Here is a 21,010-nt window from a genome sequence, read left to right on the forward strand (position 1 = left end):
CTCAGCCTCGCGCCGGCATCGCTTCGAGGCGGCGCAGCCCCCACAGGCCCAGCAGCGGTCCGGGCAGTAGCCACCATACCACCCAGGGGCCCTGGCTGGCCCACAGCGACGCGGTCAGCCAGATGCCCGGCAGGGTCAGGGCAAAGCCCACGGCGTTCATCACTGCCAGGGTCGAGCCTACATGGGCGCTGGGGGCCGTTGCCGCCGCCAGCGCCGACAGCTGCGGCGAATCGGCGATGACCGTCAGCCCCCACAGGGCCAGCAGCCCCAGCAGCAGCGGCGGTGGCGCCCAGGCCAGCAGCGGATAGGCCAGCCCGACCAGTCCCGAGGTGGCCAGTGCCCGGCGGGCCACGCTCAGGCTGCCCAGGCGGCGGCTGAGCTGACCGCCCACCACACAGCCGACCAGCCCCAGGGCGATCATGCCGAAGGCCAGCCAGGGCACCAGCCCGACCGGCGCCGACAGTCGGGCGACCTCCCGGGCGACCAGGAAGGGCGCCAGGGTCCACACGGCATAGAGTTCCCAGCAGTGGCCGAAATAGCCTCCGGCCACGGCACGGAAGCGGCCGTCGCGCAGCGAGGCCAGCCCTTCCCGGAGGCGTGCCCGACCGCCCGGCGGGGGAAGGTGCGGGCCATCGCCCAGGGCCAGGACCAGGGCGCCGCCTGTCAGGGCGAGGCCGGAGGCGCCGAGCAGTGGCCATTGCCAAGCCAGCCCCAGGGTCGCGCCACGCAGCAGGTGGGGCAGGGCGGTGCCGAGTGTCAGCATGCCCACCAGCCAGGCCAGAGCGGCGCCGGTATGGCGGGGCGTCCAGCCGATCACCAGCTTCATGCCCAAGGGATAGATGCCGGCCAAGCAGACGCCCGTGAGAAAGCGCAGCACCAGTGCCAGCCCCGCATGGGGCGCCGCCAGCACGAAGCCCGCGTTGACCAGGGCGCCGGCCAGGCTCGCCGCGGCAAAGATGTGGCTGGCACGGAAACGGTCACCGAGGCCGCTGCCGGCCAGGCCCAGGGCGCCGAGAATGAAGCCCAGCTGCACGGCCAGCGTCAATCGGCCGAGGTCGGCCGTGGAGAGTGCCAGGGTCTCGGCCAGCGACAGTCCCACGCCGTTGACGCTGAACCATAGTGAGGTGCCGCAGAGCTGCGCCAGGACGATGATCGCCAGCGGATGGCGTGCCAGCGATTGTCTCATGAGCCGGTGTCGGGAAAGCGATCGCGGGTGGCGTTGGCGATGCGCACCAGGGCGAGCATCAAGGGCACTTCCACCAGCACCCCCACCACGGTGGCGAGCGCCGCCCCGGACTCCAGGCCGAACAGGGCGATGGCGGCGGCCACGGCCAGTTCGAAGAAGTTGCTGGCACCGATCAGGGCACCCGGCGCCGCCACGCAGTGGGGGACCCGCCAGGCCCAGGCCCAGCCGTAAGCCAGCAGGAAGATCAGGAAGGTCTGCAGGATGAGGGGGATGGCGATCAGCCCGATGTGCAGGGGATGAGTCAGAATCACCTCGCCCTGGAAGGCGAACAGCAGCACCAGGGTGATGATCAGGCCGATGGGCGTGACCGGGGCGATCCGCGCCAGGAAAACGGTCTCGAACCAGGCCGGGCCATGCCGGTGGATCAGGGTGCGACGGGTCAGGTAGCCAGCCCCCAGGGGAATGACGATATACAGCACCACCGAGAGTGCCACGGTGTTCCAGGGCACCTGGATGTCCGACACTCCGAGCAGCAGCACCACGATAGGGGCGAAGGCGAACAGCATGATCAGGTCATTGAGCGAGACCTGGACCAGGGTGTAGGCGGCATCACCGCGGGTCAGGGTGCTCCATACGAAGACCATGGCGGTGCAGGGGGCGGCGCCCAGCAGGATCGCCCCGGCCAGGTACTGGCTGGCCAGGGCCTCGGGAATCCAGGGACGAAAGACCACGGTCAGGAAGAAGCCGGCGATGACGAACATGGTGAACGGCTTGATCAGCCAGTTCACCGTGGTGGTGATGAACAAGCCCTTTGGCTGACGGCGCACCCCGAGCACGGCCGAGAAGTCGATCTGAGCCATCATGGGGAAGATCATCGCCCAGATCAGTATCGCCACCGGGATCGAGACCTGAGCGACCTCGAGGCGTGACAGGGTCTCGGGAATCACCGGGACGAACTGGCCCAGCAGCACGCCGGCCAGGATGGCCAACGCCACCCACAGCGAGAGCCAGCGCTCGAACAGGCCCATGGGGGCGGGTGCATCGCCGTTCCGTGTCTCGAGGTCGGTGGTCATGCCGCGCTCCCTGAGTGGCTCCGAGGCGTGGGGGGCGCGACGGTCATCGACCGCGCCCGAGGGATAGCTCGGCGCCACCCGGGCAGCGGGGCGCCGAGGATGGCCGAGGTCGCTTGCCAAGATATATGCAATTCCATATGTCATCAATCATCCGATGTGTCCCTCGCTGTCGGTGACGGCGGGCTGGTAGGCTCTTTGGCCTAGCCTGCTTCTCGAACCGTGGAGTCCTCCATGACCGCCCCTCCGTCCCTGTGCCTCGAGCGGCTTGCCGTCGGCGACCTGGAACCAGTGTCGCTGCGCGTGGCCGCCGGCGAGGTGCTGTGCCTCGCCGGCCCCAGCGGGGCGGGCAAGAGCCGGTTGTTGCGAGCCATCGCCGACCTGGAGCCCCACCGGGGAACGGTCACCTTGGGGGAGCTGGCTCAGACCGACTTGCCGGGCCATGCATGGCGCCGCCGGGTGATGCTGGTGCCGGCGGAGAGTCAATGGTGGGCCGAGCGGGTAGGAGATCACTTCCCCGCCGGGGAGGGGGGCGTCCGGGGCCTATCGGCCCTGGGCTTGATGCCGGAGGTGCTCGACTGGCCGGTGGGCCGCCTGTCGTCGGGCGAGAAGCAACGCCTGGCGCTGCTGCGCGCCCTGGCCCGAGGCCCCTCGGTGCTGTTGCTGGACGAGCCCACGGCCAACCTGGACGACGCCACCACCCGCCGGGTGGAGGCCTGGCTGATGGCGCGCATCCGTGACGGTGGCTGGCCGGTGATCTGGGTCGCCCATGACCCGGCGCAGATCGCCAGGGTCGCCACGCGGCGGGGGCGTCTCGAGGGTGGGCGATTGGTCGAGGAGGTCCCGGCACCATGCAAGTGATTGCACTCGCCTGGTGGCAGCTGGGACTGGCCGCCTTGCTGGTGGTGGCGCTCGCCGCCTGCACGGTGGCCGGGCGCCTGGGGATGGGGCGCACGCTGCTGATCGCGGCGGGGCGGACGGTGATCCAGCTGGCCCTGGTCGGGCTGGTCCTCGAGGCGTTGTTCGCCTCGGCGCGGCTGCACTGGGTGGTGCTGATGGCAGTCGGGATGCTGCTGATCGCCGGCCGCGAGGTCGTGGCCCGCCAGAAGCGTCGCCTGCTTGGCGGCTGGGCCTTCGGCATCGGCACCCTGGCGATGTTCCTGTCTTCCTTCACCGTGGCGGTGTTGACCCTGACGGTGATCATCGGCCCCGAGCCCTGGTATCGACCCCAGTATGCCATCCCCCTGCTGGGCATGATGCTCGGCAATACCATGACCGGCGTGGCACTGGCCCTGGATCGGCTTACCGAGGGCACCTGGCAGCAGCGGGGGGTAATCGAGAACCGCCTGATGCTCGGCCATACCTGGCAGGAGGCCATCGGCGATATCCGTCGCGAGGCGATGCGCAGCGGGCTGATGCCGGTGGTCAATGCCATGGCCGCCGCGGGAGTGGTCAGCCTGCCGGGCATGATGACCGGTCAGATCCTCGCCGGCACGGCACCGGCGCTGGCGGTGAAGTACCAGATCCTGATCATGTTCACCATCACCCTGGGCACGGGCTTCGGCACCCTGGCTGCGGTGACCCTGGCCAGTCGGCGGCTGTTCGATGATCGCGAGCGGCTGCGTCCCGACCGCCTGGCGGCGCCCCGGGGCTAGCTCAGCGCGCCGTCGGCGTAGCCAGGAAGGGAGCGATGGCGGCGATCAGTTGCTCCGGGCACTCCCGGTGGGGGACATGACCACAGTCCGGCAGGATGCCAGCCTCCGCCGTCCCCGCTGCCAGGGCGGCTATGCGGCGTGGCTGGGCCAGCGAGCCGTATTCATCGTGCTCGCCGTGCAGCGCCAGCGTCGGGCAGCGTACCCGTCTCAGCGCCTCGTCCAGGCACCAGTTCCGGAAGGCCGTCGAGTGCCAGGTCTCCACCCAGGAACGCAGCACCCACTCGGCCTTGTCGCTGTGATGGCGGGCGAGGCGGGCCATCTGCCCCGGGGCCGCGAAGGCTCGCTCGGCCTCGCGGATGCCGGCCAGGGTGCGGGCCTCGGTGAAGGCCTGGGCCGCCACCGTGACCAGCCCCTCGCAGGCCTCGGGGTGGTGTCCGGCGGCAGCGACCGCCATGGCGCCCCCCACGCTGTGGCCGAGCAGGACGAAGCGCTCGAGCCCCAGCTGGCGTGTCACGGCGGCGAAAGCGCCCCGGGCCTCGTCCTCGATGAAGCTGATGGGCTGCGGGCCCGGATGGGGCGCCGAGCGGCCGTAGCCCAGCCGGTCGTAGGCGATCACCTGCCGCCCCGTGGCACGGGCCAGCCGTGCCGGGAAATCGCGCCACAGGGCCACGCAGCCCAGCGAGTCGTGCAGCAGCACGATAGGGCTGCGCGGCTGGGCCCGAGGGGGCGACCAGCGCCCGGCATGCAGGGCACCCTGCGGTGTCGCAATCCGCAGCGCCACCATGCCGGGCATCCCTGCCAGCTCCTTGGCCTCAGTCAACCAGTTCCACGGCCACCGCCGTGGCCTCGCCGCCGCCGATGCACAGGCTGGCGATGCCACGCTTGCCGCCCTTGGTGCGCAGGGCATGGATCAGGGTGGCGATGATTCGCGAGCCGGTGGAGCCGATGGGGTGGCCCTGGGCACAGGCACCGCCGAAGACGTTGACCTTGTCGTGGGGCAGGCCCAGGTCGTCCATGGCCATCAGGGTGACCACGGCGAAGGCCTCGTTGATCTCGAACAGGTCGACGTCGTTCACGCTCCAGCCGAGCTTGGTCATCAGCTTGTCGATAGCCCCCACCGGAGCGATGGTGAACTCGCTGGGATGACGCGAGTGGGTGCTGTGCCCCAGCATGCGCGCCAGGGGCTTGGCGCCGACCCGCTCCGCGGCGGCCTGGCTGGCCAGGATCAGCGCCGAGGCACCGTCGGAGATGGAGCTCGAGTTGGCGGCAGTGATGGTGCCATCCTTGGCAAAGGCCGGACGCAGCGAGCGAATCTTGTCGAGCTTGGCTTGGAAGGGCTGCTCGTCGTGCTCGACGACGGTCTCGCCCCGGCGGCTGGAGACGGTCACCGGGGCCATCTCGGCATCGAGATGACCGGCGTTGGTGGCCGCCATGGCACGCTCCAGGGAAGCAATCGCGAAGTCATCGAGACGCTCGCGGCCGTAGTCGCGTCGGGTGGCGACCTCCTGGGCGAACCCGCCCATCAGCTGGCCGGTCTCCGCATCCTCCAGGCCATCGAGGAACATGTGATCCAGGAGCTGGCCGTGGCCCAGCCGGTAGCCGGTGCGGGCCTTGGCCAGTACATGGGGGGCATTGGACATGGACTCCATGCCGCCGGCCAGCAGGATCTCGCCGGAGCCGGCGCGGATCAGGTCGTGGGCCAGCATGGTGGCCTTCATGCCGGAGCCGCACAACTTGTTGACAGTGGTGGCACCGATGCCGTCCGGAATGCCGGCCTGACGCATCGCCTGACGGGCGGGTCCCTGCTTGACGCCTGCAGGCAGCACGCAGCCCAGGATGCCCTCGTCGATGGCGGCGGCCTCGATGCCGGCCCGTTCGATGGCGGCGCGGATCGCCGTGGCGGCGAGTTCCGGGGCGGTGAGGCTGGACAGGCTGCCCAGCATGCCGCCCATGGGGGTCCGCGTCGCGGACAGGAAAACGATATCGTTGGACTGGCTCATGGCATGTCTCCCGAACGTCGATGGTTGTGATTGTGGCGAAGGCCCGGCCGCGAGGCGCGATGCGTTGACCTGTCGGCGGGGCTATGGTTCTCTCAGGGTCAACCAAGCAAGCGCTAGTGTAAACGTCGATGAATGTAATGAATGACTCGCCTCGCCGCAAGGAACTGACGCGACAGGCCGCCCAGTTGTTCGTCCAGGAGGGCTTCGATCGCACCACCGTGCGCATGCTGGCCCAGGAGATGGGCATCAAGTCCGGCAGCCTCTTCCACCACTTCCGCGACAAGCAGGAGATCCTCGCCGCCGTGATCGAGGAAGGCACCCAGAATGCCCTGATGATCGCCCGGGACGCCCTCGACAACTGCGACAGCAACCCCGAGGCGAGGTTGCATGCCATGGCCCGGGCGCATCTGGAGACCCTGCTGACCGACCGCAACGCCCATGTGGTCGCGCTCTACGAATGGCGACGCCTGGACCCCGAGGCACGGGACCATCTGGGCCACCTGCGGGATGCCTATGAGACGCTGTGGGAAGAGGTGCTCGACGAGGCCCTGGCCGCCGACCTGATTCGAGGTGACCGTTTCCTGGTCTCGCGCTTCGTGATGGGGGCACTCAACTGGACGGTGCGCTGGTACGACCCCCGTGGCGAGCGCTCCCCCGAGGACCTGGCCCGGGAACTCATTGCCATGATTACCCATCCCGCTCGCTGAGCCTGCCGCGGCGGGGTCGACCATGGTCTAGCCCTGCCGCCCGTCCTGCCCCTTGCCCTGTCGCGGCGAAGCCTCTAGCTTGTACCTAGCGCTTGATAGGTTGACGCTTACGTCAACTGGAGCTAACCAGAGGAAGGTTGGCCGCGCGCCGGATGAGATGGCTGAAAGCCGATTGCCGACAACAAGCACAACAAGCGTCGGTCCGCATGCCGGATCGGGGCTCACGAGCACAAGAGGGCAGTTCATGAGCACTACCGCGACCCTTCCCGCCTACGAGACCTATCTCGAGACCTTCTCCGTCGATGACGTCGTCGCCCGCCTCGATGACCACCGGGACGGCAAGCTCAACGCCTTCGAGGCCTGCTGTGGCCGCCACCTGCGCGAGGGACGCGGCCAGGTGAAGGCCCTGGTGCAGGAAGACCTCCAGGGGCGGGTCACCACCCTGACCTATGCCGAACTCGCGGCCGAAAGCGAGAAGCTCGCCGGCTGGTTCGCCGAGCGGGGCCTGGGGGAGGGCGATCGTATCGCCTGTATGCTGCCGCGTTCCCCGCAGTTGCTGATCGCCGTGCTAGCCACCTGGCGCATCGGCGCCGTCTACCAGCCGCTGTTCACCGCCTTTGGTCCCGATTCCGTGGACTACCGCCTGGGTCGCGCCGACACCCGGCTGGTGATCACCGACCATGCCAACCGCGTCAAGTTCGACGGCCTCTCCCAGTGCCCGCCGGTACTCGCGGTGGGTGGCCCCGACGCCGAGCATGGCGATGACCTGGACTGGGGGGCGGCCCTGGGCCATGCGCCGCCGCAGACCGCCGCCCCGCGCCAGTCGCCGGATGCCGCCTTCCTGCAGATGTTCACCTCGGGCACGGTGGGCAAGCCCAAGGGGGTGGCCGTGCCGTTGTCCGCCATGCCCGCCTTCGCGATCTACATGGAGCTGGCCATCGGGCTGGAGCCCAGCGACCGCTTCTGGAACATGGCCGACCCGGGCTGGGCCTATGGCCTCTACTATGCCATCGCCGGGCCGCTGCTGCTGGGCGTGACCACCCACTTCTGCGAGGCCGGCTTTAGCGCCGAGGGGGCCCTGGGGTTCATGCAGCGTCACCGCATCACCAACTTCGCCGCCGCGCCCACCGCCTACCGCCTGATGAAGGCCTCGGGGCTGTTCGACGACGCCCACGAGACCCTCGAGCTGCGTCGCGCCAGCTCCGCCGGTGAGCCACTCAACACCGAAGTGGTCACCTGGGTGGAAAGCGCGCTCGGCTGCCCGGTCATGGACCACTATGGCCAGACCGAGACCGGCATGACCTGCTGCAACCACCATGCCCTCGACCACCCCAAGCACGTCGGTGGCATGGGCGTGCCGATGCCCGGCTATCGCCTGGCGATCCTCGACGCCGAGTACAAGGAGCTGCCTCCCGGCCAGCCCGGTGTGCTGGCCGTGGACATCGCCCGCTCCCCGGCGCACTTCTTCGCCGGCTACACTTGGCAGGAGAAGCATCCCTTCGCCGAGGGCTACTACCTCACCGGCGACGTGGTGATGCGCAACGAGGACGGCACCTTCCAGTTCGCCGGGCGTGACGACGACATCATCACCACCGCCGGCTATCGGGTGGGGCCCACCGACGTGGAGAACTCCGTGCTGACGCACCCGGCGGTGGCCGAGTCCGCCGCCGTCGGCCAGCCTGACGAGATTCGCGGCGAGGTGATCAAGTCCTACGTGGTGCTGCGCGAGGGCTTCGAGGCAAGCGACGAGCTGGCCGACGAGATCCGCCAGCAGGTCCGCGAGCGGCTGTCCACCCACGCCTTCCCTCGGGTGATCGAATTCGTCGATGCCCTGCCCAAGACACCCAGCGGCAAGATCCAGCGCTTCAAGCTGCGCGCGGATGCCGCCGACAAGGCGGCGCCCGAGGCCGCCCAATGATCGTGGAGACCCATCGATGCAAGTGAAGGACAACACCTTTCTGATCACCGGCGCCGCCTCCGGACTGGGGGCCGCCACCGCCGAACGCCTCGTCGCCGCCGGCGGCCGAGTGGTGCTGTGCGACCTCAGCGAGGCCGTCGAGGCCCATGCCGAGGCCCTCGGCGAGGCCGCCCGGGCCTGGCGTGGCGACGTCACCTCCGCGGATGACATCCAGGCCGCCGTGGACGCGGCCGTGGCACTCGGCGGCGAGCGGGGCCTGGCCGGGGTGGTGCATTGCGCCGGCGTGGTCAGCGTGGCCAAGCTGCTCGACCGTGAGGGCAACCCCGCGGATCTCGAGGCCTATGCGCGAACCGTCCAGATCAATCTGGTGGGGACCTTCAACGTCATGCGCCTGGCCTCCGCGGCCATGGCCGGCAACACCGCCGGCGAGGATGGCGAGCGCGGCGTGATCATCAATACCGCCTCGGTGGCCGCCTTCGACGGCCAGGTGGGACAGTGCGCCTACAGTGCCTCCAAGGCCGGCGTGGTGGGGATGAGCCTACCGGCGGCCCGAGAGCTCTCGCGGCACGGCATCCGGGTCATGGCCATCGCCCCGGGGGTCTTCGAGACGCCGATGATGAGCGATATCCCCGAGGACGCCGTGGCCGCACTCTCGGCCGCGGTGCCCTTTCCCAAGCGGCTGGGCAAGCCCGACGAGTTTGCCCGGCTGGCCGAGCAGATCGTCACCAACCCGATGCTCAACGGTGAGGTGATCCGCCTGGACGGCGGCATTCGCATGCAGTGACCCGGCTTCGCCGGGAGCACTAAGCCGTAAGCTTTAGGCTGGAAGAGCCCGGACGGTGTCCGGGAGCTTGAAGCGTGAAGAGCGGCGCTCCGCGCCTGGAAGCTGGAAGCCAACCCTTGACCCCGCAGTCGTCGGGCTCATGCCAGCTTCCAGCTTCCCGCCCCTCGCCCCTCGCCCCTCGACCCTCGGCCCTCGCCCCTCGACCCTCGGCCCTCGGCCCTCGGCCCTCGGCCCTCGACCCTCGACCCTCGACCCTCGACCCTCGACCCTCGACCCTCGACCCTCGACCCTCGACCCTCGACCCTCGACCCTCGACCCTCGACCCTCGACCCTCGACCCTCGACCCTCGTATTCAAATAAAACGAACGCTTGACTATTGCCTGGCTTCGGAGCTAGTTTCAAACACATGTTTGAAAGCGGCTGACGTCGCTGCCGCTGCCCGATTTCGAGGAGAGACGAGATGCCCGACTACCAGGCCCCCCTGCGTGACCTGCGCTTCGTGATGGACGAGCTGCTTGACTACCCGGCCCACTATGCGCGCCTGCCCGGCGCCGAGGAAGTCACTCCGGACGTGGTGGGCGCGATCCTGGAGGAGGGCGGACGCTTCGCCCGCGAGGTGCTGCTGCCCCTGAACCAGAGCGGCGATCGCGAGGGGTGCCTGCTGGAGGGCGGCGAGGTCAAGACCCCCAGCGGCTTCCAGGCGGCCTACCGGCAGTACGTGGAAGGCGGCTGGCCGAGCCTGGCGGCGGATCCCGAGCAGGGCGGTCAGGGCTTGCCGCATTCGCTTGCCATGGTGCTCAACGAGATGATCTGTGCCACCAACCTGGCCTGGGGCATGTATCCCGGGCTCTCCCATGGGGCGGCCGACGCCCTGCGTCACCATGGCACCGAAGCCCAGAAGGCCACCTACCTGACCAAGCTGGTCGAGGGCGTGTGGACCGGCACCATGTGCCTGACCGAGTCGCACTGCGGGACCGACCTGGGCCTGATCAGGTCCCGCGCCGTGCCGACGGGTGACGGAGCCTACGAGATCACCGGCACCAAGATCTTTATATCCGCCGGGGAGCACGATCTCGCCGAGAACATCGTCCACCTGGTGCTGGCCAAGCTGCCGGACGCCCCGGAAGGCTCCAAGGGCATCTCGCTGTTCGTGGTGCCCAAGTACCTGCCCGACGAGGCCGGTGAGCCCGGCGAGCGCAACGGTGTCGGCTGTGGTTCGCTCGAGCACAAGATGGGCATCCACGGCAACGCCACCTGCATGATGCACTTCGACACCGCCCGAGGCTACCTGGTGGGCGCGCCCCACAAGGGCCTGGCCTGCATGTTCACCATGATGAATGCCGCCCGTATCGGGGTGGGCATCCAGGGCCTGGGCCTCACCGAGGCCAGCTTTCAGAACGCCCTGGCCTATGCCCGGGATCGTCTGCAGATGCGCGCCCTGTCGGGCGCCAAGGCCGAGGACAAGTCCGCCGACCCGATCATCGTCCACCCGGACGTGCGGCGCATGCTGCTGACCCAGAAGGCCTTCGCCGAGGGCGGGCGCATGCTGGTGCTGTATACCGCCCAGATGGTCGATGTGGTGGAGCATGGCCAGGACGCCGTTGAGTGCGAGCGTGCCGAGACACTGCTCGGTCTGCTGACACCCATCGTCAAGGCTTTCCTGACCGAGGTGGGTTTCGAGGCCACCAACGAGGGCGTGCAGGTCTTCGGCGGGCATGGCTTTATCCAGGAATGGGGCATGGAGCAGCTGGTACGCGACGCCCGCATCACCCGTCTCTACGAGGGCACCACCGGCATCCAGGCCCTCGACCTGCTGGGGCGCAAGGTGCTGATGAACCAGGGCGAGACCCTCAAGGTGTTCACCAAGGAGATCCACAAGTTCTGCCAGGCAGAGGCGGCGAACCCCGCCATGGCCGAGTTCGTCCGTCCCCTGGCCAAGCTCAACACGGAATGGGGCGAGCTGACCATGGGCGTGGGCATGAAGGCCATGGGCGACCGCGAGGAGGTCGGCGCGGCCAGCGTCGACTACCTGATGTATTCGGGGTACGTGACCCTCGCCTACCTCTTCGCTCGGGCCGTGAAGCAGGCCAGAAGTGCCCTGGATGCCGGCAGCGAGGACGCCGCCTTCTACCGGACCAAGGTCAACACGGCGCGCTTCTACTTCGAGCGCCTGTTGCCGCGGACCCGGGCCCACGCCCAGATGATCCAGGCCGGCGCCGAGTCGCTGATGGCGCTCTCCGCCGAGGACTTCGGCCGCGGTTTCGAGATCTGAATCCAGCATTCTCTCTGATCAGTCGCGCTGATCGGTGGTTTCGCGGCGGGCCCCGGCCCGCCGCTTTTTTGTTCGCCCGTGGGGCATGGAGCAGTCCGATGCCACCCGTCCAGCCAGGGCCCGCGCCGCTGGTGTCGCGCCGGGCAAGCTGCCATGCTACCTGCGCGCCTCGCGCCTCGCGCCTCGCGTCCAGGCCCCACCGTTACCCAACCGCCAGGATGACCCCAGATGCACAAGATCCTCACCAGTGCCTGTCTGCTCGGGCAGCCGGTGCGCTACGACGGTCGCGCCAAGCCCCAGGATAGCGCCATCCTCGCCCGCTGGCGTCGGGAAGGCCGCCTGGTGGCGGTCTGCCCCGAGGTTCAGGCCGGCCTCGCTACCCCCCGTGCCCCGGCGGAGATCCAGGGCGGTGGCGGCGTGGAGGTGCTGGACGGAGACGCCCGGGTGGTTACCGTTGACGGCTGGGACGTCACCCCGGCGTTCCTGCGCGGTGCCCGACTGGCGCTAGACCTGTGCCGGGCGCATGATGTCCGCTACGCCCTGCTCACCGAGACCAGCCCCTCCTGCGGCAGTGGAGAGATCCACGATGGCCGCTTCGCCGGCCGGCGGGCCGCCGGTGCGGGCGTGACGACTGCCTTGCTGGAGCGACACGGGGTGCGGGTCTTCCCTCAACACCAGATCGAGTCGCTGGCCGAGGCACTCGCCGCGGGTGAGCGAGCCAGGGCGTGAGTTCCAGCCACCAAGGAGTCACCCATGTCCCGAAGTACCCGCCTGCACGACCTGCTTCAGGTAATGCGTCAACACGATGGCCGTATCAGTGGGCCCGACCTCGCCGAGGCGCTCGGCATATCGCTGCGGTCGCTGTACCAGGATATCGCCGTGCTCCGGGCGGTGGGGGTCGAGATCGCCAGCGAGCCCGGCGTTGGCTATGTCCTTGCCCCCGGCATCATGCTGCCCCCGCTGAGCCTGACCGCGGCGCAGTTCGACGCGCTCGCGCTGGGCCTGTCCCGCGTCAGGGGCGATGTCACCGAGCCGCTGGCGCGGCCTGCTGCTGAGGTGCTGGAGCGGGTATCCGAGGCGCTCCCCGAGGCGTTCGGGGAGGGGGTGGCAAGGAGCGGACGCCAGGAAGAGGCTCAAGCCGCCGGGCCACGGGCGATCGCCGATACCCGCCAGCGTGACCTCGTCTTCTACACCAACCCCCTCTCCCGAGGCGGTATCGTCCACTGGATGCTCGAGGAACTGGGGGTGCCCTATCGCACCGTCACCCTCGAGTACGGCACCACGATGCAGGCGCCGGACTACCTGGCCATCAACCCGATGGGCAAGGTGCCGGCGCTTCGCCACGGCGACACCGTGATCACCGAGGCCGCCGCGATCTGCGCCTATCTCGCCGATGCCTTCCCCGACGCCGGCCTGGCGCCGCCGCTTACTGCCAGGGCCGACTACTACCGCTGGCTGTTCTTTGCCGCCGGGCCGCTCGAAGCCAGCGTGGGGCTCAACACCCTGGGGGTCTACCCGACACCCGAGCAGCAGGTCCAGCTGGGCTCCGGCGACTTCTGGGCGGTGCTCGACACCCTGTCCAGCGCCGTCGCCGGGCGGCGCTACATCGCCGGCGACGCCTTCAGCTCGGCGGATGTCTATGTCGGCTCCCATCTCGGCTGGGGCATGCACTTCGGCTCGATTCCCCGGCGTCCCGAATTCGAGGCCTACTGGGCGGGCCTGAGGGATCGCCCGGCACGCCTGCGCTGCGCAGCGTGCGTTGAACAGGCCCTGGCGCAGGGTACCTGACACCAGGCGTTCGCGGGGCGGTCGATCGCGCCTCAGAGGCTGCCTTGATGAAGCCGCCCTCACTTCCACTTGATATTGCAGCCCATGGAGGGCTTCTGGTCGGGGCTCGGCGCGCGGTCGGCCAGCACGGCGTCGGCGGCGGCACGCAGGTCGCGGCCATCGACGGGGGTATCCTGGCTGGGGCGGCTGTCGTCGAACTGCCCTCGGTAGGCGAGGCGATGGTCGCGGTCGAAGAGGAAGAAGTCGGGCGTGCAGGCCGCCTCGAAGGCACGGGCGACGTCCTGGCTCTCGTCGACTAGGTAGGGGAAGGTATAGCCCCGCGCCTCGGCCTCCTCGACCATCTTTTCCGGACGGTCGTCCGGGTGGGCGTGGAAGTCGTTGCTGTTGATGCCGATCACCGCGAGTCCCTTGGCCTGGTACTCCCGGGTGAAGTCGGCAAGGGCGTCGGCCAGGTGCTTCACGAAGGGGCAGTGGTTGCACATGAAGACCACCAGCAGCGGCTGGTCCGGATAGTCGTCGCTACCCACCGTGTGGCCCTCGGCATCGGGAAGCCGGAAGGAGGGCAGCGGGCTGCCCAGGTCGATCATGGTGGAGGGGGTCAAGGACATGGGGCCTCCTGACGCGGTTAGGGGCTGGCTTTCAGCCTAACAGAGGTCGCCGCGCATGGCCGTCCCGGGCGAGGGCGGGCAGCGCCGGCTTGGCCCGTGGGGGCTGGCGGCAGTCCGGACACCGCTGCCACACTGGGCCGATTGGTCTCGATGAGGTGGCGTCATGAGCAATGGTCCCTTCTACCAGGGCGGCTGTGGCTGCGGTGCGGTGACCCTGATAGCCACTGGCGCGCCCTTGGCCGCGGTGAACTGTGACTGCGACCTGTGTCGCGGCGAACGCCGGCTGCTGTGGTCGGAGGCGGCCGTACAGCTCGCCGGAGGACTGGAGGCGCTGGACGGTCGGCGGGCAAGTCATGGAGGCTGGCAGCGGGTCTGCCGGCACTGTGGAGAAAGCGTGCTGACCGAGCATGCCGAGGCCGGGATCGTGGAGATGCCGGCCTCGGCCCTGCCGGAGGTGGAGGGCGCCGAAGGCGACGGCGAGGCGCTGCTCGCCCGGCTCGGGCACCGTTGAGAAGGGCCCGGGCATGCCTCAGGGGTAGCCGAGGGTCTCGCGCAGGCGTTCGGCGTGGCGGGTGACCCAGTCGGGATCGATGGGGCCCCAGTCGCGCAGCACATAGTGGCCGATGTTGTGGCGCCGTCCTGGCGCCGGCTCGAACTCGCAGCGGATGTCCAGCTCGGCGAGGGCGGTCAGCGTATCCTGGGCCGTGCGCCGGGGCATGCCGGTGGCGGCCATGATGGCCGGTACGCTGGCGGTGCCCGTGGCGACCAGGTGGGCCACGTAGAGGCGCCGGTAGAAGCTGCTTTGTGTCTTGCTGAGTGCCATGCGGTTGTCCTGCCTCGCTGTCAGCCTCCCAGCCTGACAGCCCCACCCGGCCAACGCCAGGCTTTGCTCTCCCCCTATCTTCAGTCGGCGGCATTCTCCGCGGGGGCGACTGACTTGGGTCAAGGCAGCGCCGCGAAGAGGGATCATGCTTACAATAATAGGGGTGTGATGGTGAATCGCCGATTACTGCCCAACTGACCACGCTGACGACGCGGGGAGGGGGATATGGCGTGGAATGTCTTCGTGATTGGGTATGACGACCTGAGCCGGCGCCTTTTCCCTCGGCTGCGCCATGTCGAGGACTATGCCTTTCATGACTTGTTGCCCCTCGATGAGGTGGTCCTCGCCGATAGCTTTGACTTCGATCGACTGGTGGCGGATGCCCTGGCCGAGCTAGAGCGTTTCCCCGGGCGCGTGGATGCCATCGTCGGCGCCTGGGACTTTCCCACCAGTGCACTGCTGCCGGTGCTTCACGAGGCCCTGGGCTTGAGGGGACCATCGCTGACCGCGGTGCTCAAGTGTGATCACAAATACTGGAGCCGCCTGGAGCAGGCGCGGGTGGTGCCCGAATGCGTGCCGCCCTTCCAGGCCCTCGATCCCTTCGACCCGCATGCCGTCGAGCGGATCGAGATCGACTATCCGTTCTGGATCAAGCCGGTAAAGGCCCATTCCTCGCAACTGGGGTTTCATGTTCGGAATGCGCAGCAGTTGCGGGAGGTCCTGCCCAGGATTCGACAGGGCATCGGCACCTACGGCAAGCCCCTGGCCGAGGTCTGCGCCCATCTGGACCTGCCCGAAGATGTCGCCGGCATCGGGGGGCATCACTGCATCCTCGAGGGGATCATCTCGGCGGGACGCCAGTGCACGGTGGAGGGCTATGTGCAGCAGGGCGAGGTCCACTTGACGGGCATCGTCGACAGCATCCGCGATACCCTGCACCGCTCCGTGCTGATGCGCTACGAGTACCCCTCCTCCTTGCCCGACTCGGTGCAGCAGCGCATGTTTGAGCTGAGTCGCCGGGTCATGCGCCATATCGGCTATGACGATGCACCCTTCAACATCGAGTTCTACCATGATGACAAGAGCGATCGCATCTGGCTGCTCGAGATAAACTCCCGACTGTCGCGCTCCCATGCGGCGCTCTTCCAGCTGGTGGACGGGGCCCCGCACTACCAGGTGATGGTGGACGTGGCCCTCGGCATGGCACCACGCATGCCCCACCGGGAAGGTCGCTACGCGGTCGCTGCGAAGCAGATGCTGCGGGTCTTCCAGGGAGGCATCGTGCGCCGGGTGCCCACGGCGGAGGAAATCCGCCTGGTCGAGGAGGCCTATCCGGGCACCTTCGTCGAACTCAATGTGCGGGAAGGCATGTCCCTGGACTCGCTGTTGCACCAGGACTCCTTTTCCTGGGAACTGGGCGTCCTGTTCACCGGCGCCGATAGCTATCGGGGCCTGCTGGAGCGGATACGGCTGTGCCGGGAAGGCCTGCCGTTCGTCATCTCGCCGCCTGCCGGGCAGGGTGCTTGAGCGGGGGCTGCCGGCCCGGGGCAGGAGGAGGCTTGCATGAGAGAGGTGAACGACTTTCCCCATGCCGTCGAGTGTCTCGATCCCGTGTGGATTCCGATGGCCGACGGGGTGCGACTCAACGCCCGCATCTGGTTGCCCGAGCTGGCCCGTCGTCAGCCGGTGCCTGCCGTCCTCGAGTACATCCCCTATCGCCTGCGTGACGGTTCGGCGCGCCGGGATGCCGTGCATCACCATTACTTCGCCGGGCATGGCTATGCCGGGGTGCGGGTCGACCTGCGCGGCAGCGGGGACTCCGAGGGCGTGCTTGAGGACGAGTACCTCGAGCGGGAGCTGGCGGATGGCGAGGCTATCCTGCGCTGGCTCGCCGAGCAGCCCTGGTGTGATGGCCGCGTCGGCATGATCGGTATCTCCTGGGGCGGCTTCAACGGCTTGCAGCTGGCGGCGCGCCAGCCCCCGGAGCTCAAGGCAGTGGTCAGCGTCTGCTCCACGGATGACCGCTATGCCGATGACGTGCACTACATGGGCGGCTGTCTGCTGGGCGACAACCTGTCCTGGGCCTCGACCATGTTTGCCTACAACTCCCTGCCCCCGGATCCCGTCGTGGTGGGGGAGGCCTGGCGCGACATGTGGCTCCAGCGCCTGGAGGGCAGCGGCCTTTGGCTGGCCACCTGGCTCGAGCATCCACACCGAGACGACTACTGGCGGCATGGGTCCATCTGCGAGGACTTCTCTCGGGTGCGGGTGCCGGTGCTGGCCGCCAGCGGCTGGGCGGACGGCTATTCCAATGCCGTGTTGCGTCTGGTCGAGCACCTGCCGGGCCCCTGTCAGGGCCTGATCGGACCCTGGAGCCACAAGTATCCCCATCTCGGTGAACCCGGACCGGCCATCGGCTTCCTGCAGACGTGCCTGCGCTGGTGGGACCAGTGGCTGAAGGGGGAAGAGCGGGGCGTCCGCGAGGAGCCGGCGATTCGGGTATGGATGCAGGACAGCGTGCTGCCCACCACCCGCTATGGGCATCGTCCGGGGCGCTGGGTCGCCGAGCCTCGCTGGCCCTCCCCGACGATCGAGCCCTGGCGGTTGCCCCTCGCGCCGCGCCGGCTGTCGCTGGACGGCAAGCGTCGTCGCGAGCACTCGGCGCTGACGGTTCAGTCGCCGTTGACCTGCGGGCTGTTCGCCGGCAAGTGGTGTTCCTATGCCGCCGGCCCCGATCTGGCCCATGACCAGCGCCAGGAAGATGGCGGCGCGCTGGTCTTCGACAGTCCGCCGCTGGGCGCGACCGTGGAGATCCTCGGCAGTGCACGGCTCGAGCTGGACGTTTCGGCCGATCGGCCCGTCGCCATGGTGGCGGTGCGCCTCTCCGATGTCGCCCCCGATGACAAGGCGACGCGGGTGACCTATGGCCTGCTTAACCTTACCCATCGGGACGGCCACGCCACGCCCCAGGCCCTGGAGCCGGGTCGACGCTACCGGGTAGAGGTGCGACTCAACGACGTGGCCCAGGTGTTTCCCCAAGGGCACCGGCTGCGCCTGGCGATCTCCACCTCCTACTGGCCGCTGGCCTGGCCGCCTCCCCAGCGCACCCGCCTGATCATTCATGACGAGGGCAGCGTGCTGGAGCTCCCTCGGCGTCCGCCGCGTGCCGAGGACGCCGCTGTCGTCTTCGGCGAGCCGGAGGGGGCTCCGACCATTCCCGCGACCCGGCTCGAGCCCGACCACCACAACTGGTACGTGCACCGTGACCTGGCCGAGGATCTCTCGACGCTGGAGGTGGTCAACGACCGGGGGCGGCTGCGGCTCGAGGATTCCGGGCTGGAGGTGCAGACCCGTTCGGTGGAGACCTACCGCTCCCGGGCCGATGACTTCGACTCGCCGACAGGCACTACCTGCTGGGAGCGCTCGCTGAAGCGAGGCGACTGGGAAGTGACCGCCATCACCCGCACCGTGCTCGACGCCACGCCCGAAGACTTCCGGCTGCATGCCACCCTGGACGCCTACGAGGGGGAGCGCCGCGTTCACTGTCGCAGCTGGGATCGTCGTATCCCTCGTCGGCTGGTCTAGGCAATCCCTGGGACGTGCCTGCCTCGGCAAGGCGGCGCTGCCCCTTCGTGCGGGCATGAGCCTGGTCAAGCGGCTCCGTTGCTAACCGCCAGTCCGCCTTGCCTCCGTGCGTCGTCTCTTCACGCCAGGCCCTCGGGCGTCAAGCCGACAGGAACCAGTCCTTCATCGCCCCGGTGATGCGGCGCATGTCGTCCTCGCCGGTGATGTAGGCCGGCATGGTATAGAGCCAGCGGCCGAAGGGGCGCAACCAGACGCCCCGCTGCCTTGCGAAGGCGGCCGCGCCCTCGAGGCTCGTGGAATCGTGGACCTCGATCACCGCGGTGGCGCCAAGCACGCGCACGTCGGCGACCGCCGGATGGTCGGCAAGGGCCGCGTCGTCGCGCAGCTCCTCGCACAGCACGCCGTTGAGACGCTGGATGCGGCCCAGATAGTCGTCCTCTTCGAAGACGGCCAGGCTCTCGAGGGCCACCCGACAGGCCAGCGGGTTGCCCATGAAGGTCGGGCCGTGCATGAAAGCATGCAGTTCGCTGTCGCCGATGAAGGCGTCATGGACCCGGTCGGTGGCCAGGGTCGCGGCATGGCCCAGGTAGCCGCCGGTGAGGCCCTTGGAGAGCACCATGATGTCGGGGGTCACGTCGGCATGGTCGGCGGCGAACAGCCGCCCGGTCCGGCCGAAGCCGGTGGCCACCTCGTCGAACACCAGCAGCACGTCGAATTCCTCGCACAGCGCTCGGGCGCCGCGCAGGTAGTGGGGCGAGGTCATGTTGAGCCCGCCGGCAGCCTGCAGCAGCGGCTCCATCAACAGCGCGCCGATTTCCTCGTGATGAGCCTCCAGAACCTCGCGAAGGGCATCCAGATCGGCCGTCACCTCCTCCTCGCTGGCCTCGAAGGAGGCAGTGGGGGCGGGGGCAAAATGATGCTGGGGCAGGAAGCCGGAGAACAGCGAGTGCATGCCCTCCTCGGGGTCGCACACCGCCATGCAGCCGGCGGTATCGCCGTGGTAAGCCTTCATCAGTGTCAGCATGCGGTGCTTGCCGGGCTTGCCACGCAGGTAGTGGTATTGCACGGCCATCTTCATGGCCACTTCCATGCCCACCGAGCCGCTGTCGGAGAAGAAGACGTGGTTCAGGCCCTCGGGAGTGATACGCACGAGTTCCCGAGCCAGGCGGTCGGCGGGATCGTGGGTCAGCCCGCCCAGCATTACGTGGCAGAGCTCATCGGCCTGGCGCTGGATAGCCTCGACCAGGCGCGGGTGCCGGTAGCCATGGATCATGCACCACCAGGAGCAGGTGGCGTCGAGCAGCGATTCGCCGCCCTCCAGGGTGAAACGTGGGCCCTCGCCGCCGACCACCTTGGGGGCGGGAGACTGGGTCTTGAGGTGGGCATAGGGGTGCCAGACGGGGGATGGCATCGGGCCTCCTGGGCGCAAGCGGACAATGGACGGGCGGCTGCTCGAGCAGGTGGGGCCGCCGATTGGCTCCCTACCTTACATGTAAACCTTGTGTGGGGTTAAGTGGTTGACGGGGCGATTGGCCAGCATCTGCAGGCAACTCACCTTTGGCCGGCTGTACTACTTGCGGCCATTGGTGGCCACTGGCATGATATGCCACCTATTTCGGGATACTGCCCGATGCGTCGGTGGTGGAATTGGTAGACACGCGAGGTTTAGGTCCTCGTGCCTTCGGGTGTGTGGGTTCGAGTCCCACCCGACGCACCATAACTATTGGCTCTCTCCCGTTGCTCTTGGCCCATGTTGTTGTCTGCTGATGGCAGTCAGGGCAACGACACCTCAAGTGCTCCTTCCTGTTGATTGTTGATGCCGTTGATGTGATCGATGGGCGGCCCATCCAGATCGGGGCGTGGCCGTTGGCACAGCGGTAGGCAACCCCCTCCTCGACATCAGCCGGCGTAGCCCCTTCGATGGGGATGCTACAAAACAACTCTTGCTGAAGACGTCTTCGGGGCGACAGGCGGCTACCTGCGACTGAACCTGGACGACGAGGTGAGTGTTTGGCTTGCCCGCGACGCCAGGCGCGACCGGCAAACTGTTCGGTGCAAAGCCCGTGGTGCCTGACATGACCCTGAATACATCGATAGTTGCCTCCGGTCTTGTTCAAACCCAGTGCCCCAGGAGCATGTGCCCAGGAGAGGGAGCGCGCAACGCCGGGCGCCAGCTTTGCCCTGATAGATGTTGACGATCGCACCACACAATGTGCGCCGATGACCCGGCTTGTCAGCATGCACGTTACGAGACCGCCACCGGGTATTCAGCACCCTCCTTGCGGCATGGCAAGTCTCCTGGAAGTCCAGGTATCCACTGGAGGAAAACCCAGTTGCCAGGCTCGATCTGAAGCCGCGGGCCGACGATGTTTCGCCGCAGCCTCGGTGGTGAGCCGGGCCTGATTCAGGGAGTCGAGCTTCATGCCCGCCACCGGGATCACCGGCAGCGCGAGGCACCGGGCCAGCCCGGCGAGGTCCTCATCGTCGTGGAGCGGCACCCGCTGACCTTTCCCCTCGGTCAGCGTCAGGTCGCTGCCGGCGCCCAGTGCGCCGGGGGGGCGCTCGTCGCCTGCGCGGCCTGGCCAAGCTACGCGGGGTGGCTGTGGCGTTAGCG

At 68.4% G+C, this 21,010-nt stretch carries 19 protein-coding genes and 1 tRNA gene; 13 read left to right on the plus strand and 7 right to left on the minus strand.

Annotated features, from left to right (window positions below; genetic code table 11):
* Window position 1: 1 nt before the first annotated feature.
* Together EKG36_RS06565 and arsB are read right to left on the minus strand one after the other, a co-directional pair.
* On the minus strand, window positions 2–1,186 hold the full coding sequence (locus tag EKG36_RS06565; RefSeq protein WP_126482282.1) for an MFS transporter: 1,185 nt from the start codon (window positions 1,184–1,186) through the stop codon (window positions 2–4).
* The gene (gene arsB, locus EKG36_RS06570) at window positions 1,183–2,259 is read right to left on the minus strand and encodes an ACR3 family arsenite efflux transporter (RefSeq protein ID WP_126482284.1); all 1,077 of its coding nucleotides are present in this window, start codon (window positions 2,257–2,259) and stop codon (window positions 1,183–1,185) included. The genes EKG36_RS06565 and arsB overlap by 4 nt, the downstream gene beginning before the upstream one ends.
* A gap of 231 nt (window positions 2,260–2,490) precedes the next feature.
* On the opposite strand from arsB, the gene EKG36_RS06575 reads away from it, so the two are divergent.
* Window positions 2,491–3,117, plus strand: coding sequence for an ABC transporter ATP-binding protein (locus tag EKG36_RS06575; protein ID WP_126482286.1), 627 nt, complete (start codon window positions 2,491–2,493; stop codon window positions 3,115–3,117).
* Window positions 3,108–3,911, plus strand: coding sequence for an ABC transporter permease (locus EKG36_RS06580; RefSeq protein ID WP_126482288.1), 804 nt, complete (start codon window positions 3,108–3,110; stop codon window positions 3,909–3,911). The genes EKG36_RS06575 and EKG36_RS06580 overlap by 10 nt, the downstream gene beginning before the upstream one ends.
* Window position 3,912: 1 nt before the next feature.
* Here the strand turns inward: EKG36_RS06580 and EKG36_RS06585 are convergent, their stop codons facing one another.
* Together EKG36_RS06585 and EKG36_RS06590 are read right to left on the minus strand one after the other, a co-directional pair.
* Window positions 3,913–4,704 carry an alpha/beta fold hydrolase gene (locus EKG36_RS06585; RefSeq protein WP_126482290.1) on the minus strand — a complete coding sequence of 264 codons (792 nt, stop codon included), beginning with the start codon at window positions 4,702–4,704 and terminating at the stop codon, window positions 3,913–3,915.
* A gap of 19 nt (window positions 4,705–4,723) precedes the next feature.
* On the minus strand, window positions 4,724–5,911 hold the full coding sequence (locus EKG36_RS06590; protein ID WP_126482292.1) for an acetyl-CoA C-acyltransferase: 1,188 nt from the start codon (window positions 5,909–5,911) through the stop codon (window positions 4,724–4,726).
* 137 nt (window positions 5,912–6,048) lie between these two features.
* On the opposite strand from EKG36_RS06590, the gene EKG36_RS06595 reads away from it, so the two are divergent.
* The 6 genes from EKG36_RS06595 to EKG36_RS06625 all read left to right on the plus strand — a co-directional run bounded on the left by EKG36_RS06595 (window position 6,049) and on the right by EKG36_RS06625 (window position 13,380).
* Window positions 6,049–6,618 (plus strand): TetR/AcrR family transcriptional regulator, encoded by a 570-nt coding sequence (locus tag EKG36_RS06595; protein ID WP_126482294.1) that lies wholly within the window; start codon window positions 6,049–6,051, stop codon window positions 6,616–6,618.
* A gap of 244 nt (window positions 6,619–6,862) precedes the next feature.
* Window positions 6,863–8,536: an AMP-binding protein gene (locus tag EKG36_RS06600; protein WP_126482296.1), complete on the plus strand. Its 1,674-nt coding sequence runs from the start codon at window positions 6,863–6,865 to the stop codon at window positions 8,534–8,536.
* A gap of 16 nt (window positions 8,537–8,552) precedes the next feature.
* The gene (locus EKG36_RS06605; protein WP_126482298.1) at window positions 8,553–9,320 is read left to right on the plus strand and encodes an SDR family NAD(P)-dependent oxidoreductase; all 768 of its coding nucleotides are present in this window, start codon (window positions 8,553–8,555) and stop codon (window positions 9,318–9,320) included.
* A gap of 460 nt (window positions 9,321–9,780) precedes the next feature.
* Window positions 9,781–11,592 carry an acyl-CoA dehydrogenase C-terminal domain-containing protein gene (locus EKG36_RS06615; protein ID WP_126482302.1) on the plus strand — a complete coding sequence of 604 codons (1,812 nt, stop codon included), beginning with the start codon at window positions 9,781–9,783 and terminating at the stop codon, window positions 11,590–11,592.
* 228 nt (window positions 11,593–11,820) lie between these two features.
* Complete coding sequence (locus EKG36_RS06620) at window positions 11,821–12,321, plus strand: 2-thiouracil desulfurase family protein (RefSeq protein WP_126482304.1); 501 nt, start codon at window positions 11,821–11,823, stop codon at window positions 12,319–12,321.
* Window positions 12,322–12,345: 24 nt separating this feature from the next.
* A complete protein-coding gene (locus EKG36_RS06625; RefSeq protein ID WP_126482306.1) occupies window positions 12,346–13,380 on the plus strand; it encodes an HTH domain-containing protein in 1,035 nt (344 codons plus the stop codon).
* Between the two features lie 59 nt (window positions 13,381–13,439).
* On the opposite strand, the gene EKG36_RS06630 is transcribed toward EKG36_RS06625, so the two are convergent.
* Window positions 13,440–13,988, minus strand: a complete 549-nt coding sequence (locus EKG36_RS06630; RefSeq protein ID WP_126482308.1) for a thioredoxin family protein — start codon at window positions 13,986–13,988, stop codon at window positions 13,440–13,442.
* A gap of 163 nt (window positions 13,989–14,151) precedes the next feature.
* Between EKG36_RS06630 and EKG36_RS06635 the strand changes: the two genes are divergently transcribed.
* A complete protein-coding gene (locus tag EKG36_RS06635; protein WP_126482310.1) occupies window positions 14,152–14,499 on the plus strand; it encodes a GFA family protein in 348 nt (115 codons plus the stop codon).
* Window positions 14,500–14,517: 18 nt separating this feature from the next.
* Here EKG36_RS06635 and EKG36_RS06640 read toward each other — a convergent pair whose 3' ends face one another.
* Window positions 14,518–14,811: a winged helix-turn-helix domain-containing protein gene (locus EKG36_RS06640; RefSeq protein WP_126482312.1), complete on the minus strand. Its 294-nt coding sequence runs from the start codon at window positions 14,809–14,811 to the stop codon at window positions 14,518–14,520.
* 225 nt (window positions 14,812–15,036) lie between these two features.
* On the opposite strand from EKG36_RS06640, the gene EKG36_RS06645 reads away from it, so the two are divergent.
* Both EKG36_RS06645 and EKG36_RS06650 read left to right on the plus strand, forming a co-directional pair.
* The gene (locus EKG36_RS06645; protein WP_126482314.1) at window positions 15,037–16,338 is read left to right on the plus strand and encodes an ATP-grasp domain-containing protein; all 1,302 of its coding nucleotides are present in this window, start codon (window positions 15,037–15,039) and stop codon (window positions 16,336–16,338) included.
* A gap of 36 nt (window positions 16,339–16,374) precedes the next feature.
* The gene (locus EKG36_RS06650; protein WP_126482316.1) at window positions 16,375–18,396 is read left to right on the plus strand and encodes a CocE/NonD family hydrolase; all 2,022 of its coding nucleotides are present in this window, start codon (window positions 16,375–16,377) and stop codon (window positions 18,394–18,396) included.
* Between the two features lie 139 nt (window positions 18,397–18,535).
* On the opposite strand, the gene bioA is transcribed toward EKG36_RS06650, so the two are convergent.
* Window positions 18,536–19,807 carry an adenosylmethionine--8-amino-7-oxononanoate transaminase gene (gene bioA / locus EKG36_RS06655; RefSeq protein ID WP_126482318.1) on the minus strand — a complete coding sequence of 424 codons (1,272 nt, stop codon included), beginning with the start codon at window positions 19,805–19,807 and terminating at the stop codon, window positions 18,536–18,538.
* Window positions 19,808–20,028: 221 nt separating this feature from the next.
* Here bioA and EKG36_RS06660 point away from each other — a divergent pair.
* Window positions 20,029–20,113: transfer RNA gene (locus EKG36_RS06660), tRNA-Leu, on the plus strand.
* Between the two features lie 649 nt (window positions 20,114–20,762).
* Window positions 20,763–21,008, plus strand: a complete 246-nt coding sequence (locus tag EKG36_RS21000) for a hypothetical protein (RefSeq protein WP_126482320.1) — start codon at window positions 20,763–20,765, stop codon at window positions 21,006–21,008.
* Window positions 21,009–21,010 lie beyond the last annotated feature (2 nt).

This window comes from Halomonas nitroreducens (genome assembly GCF_003966155.1).
In the GTDB taxonomy this organism is placed as follows: Bacteria; Pseudomonadota; Gammaproteobacteria; order Pseudomonadales; family Halomonadaceae; genus Halomonas; species Halomonas nitroreducens.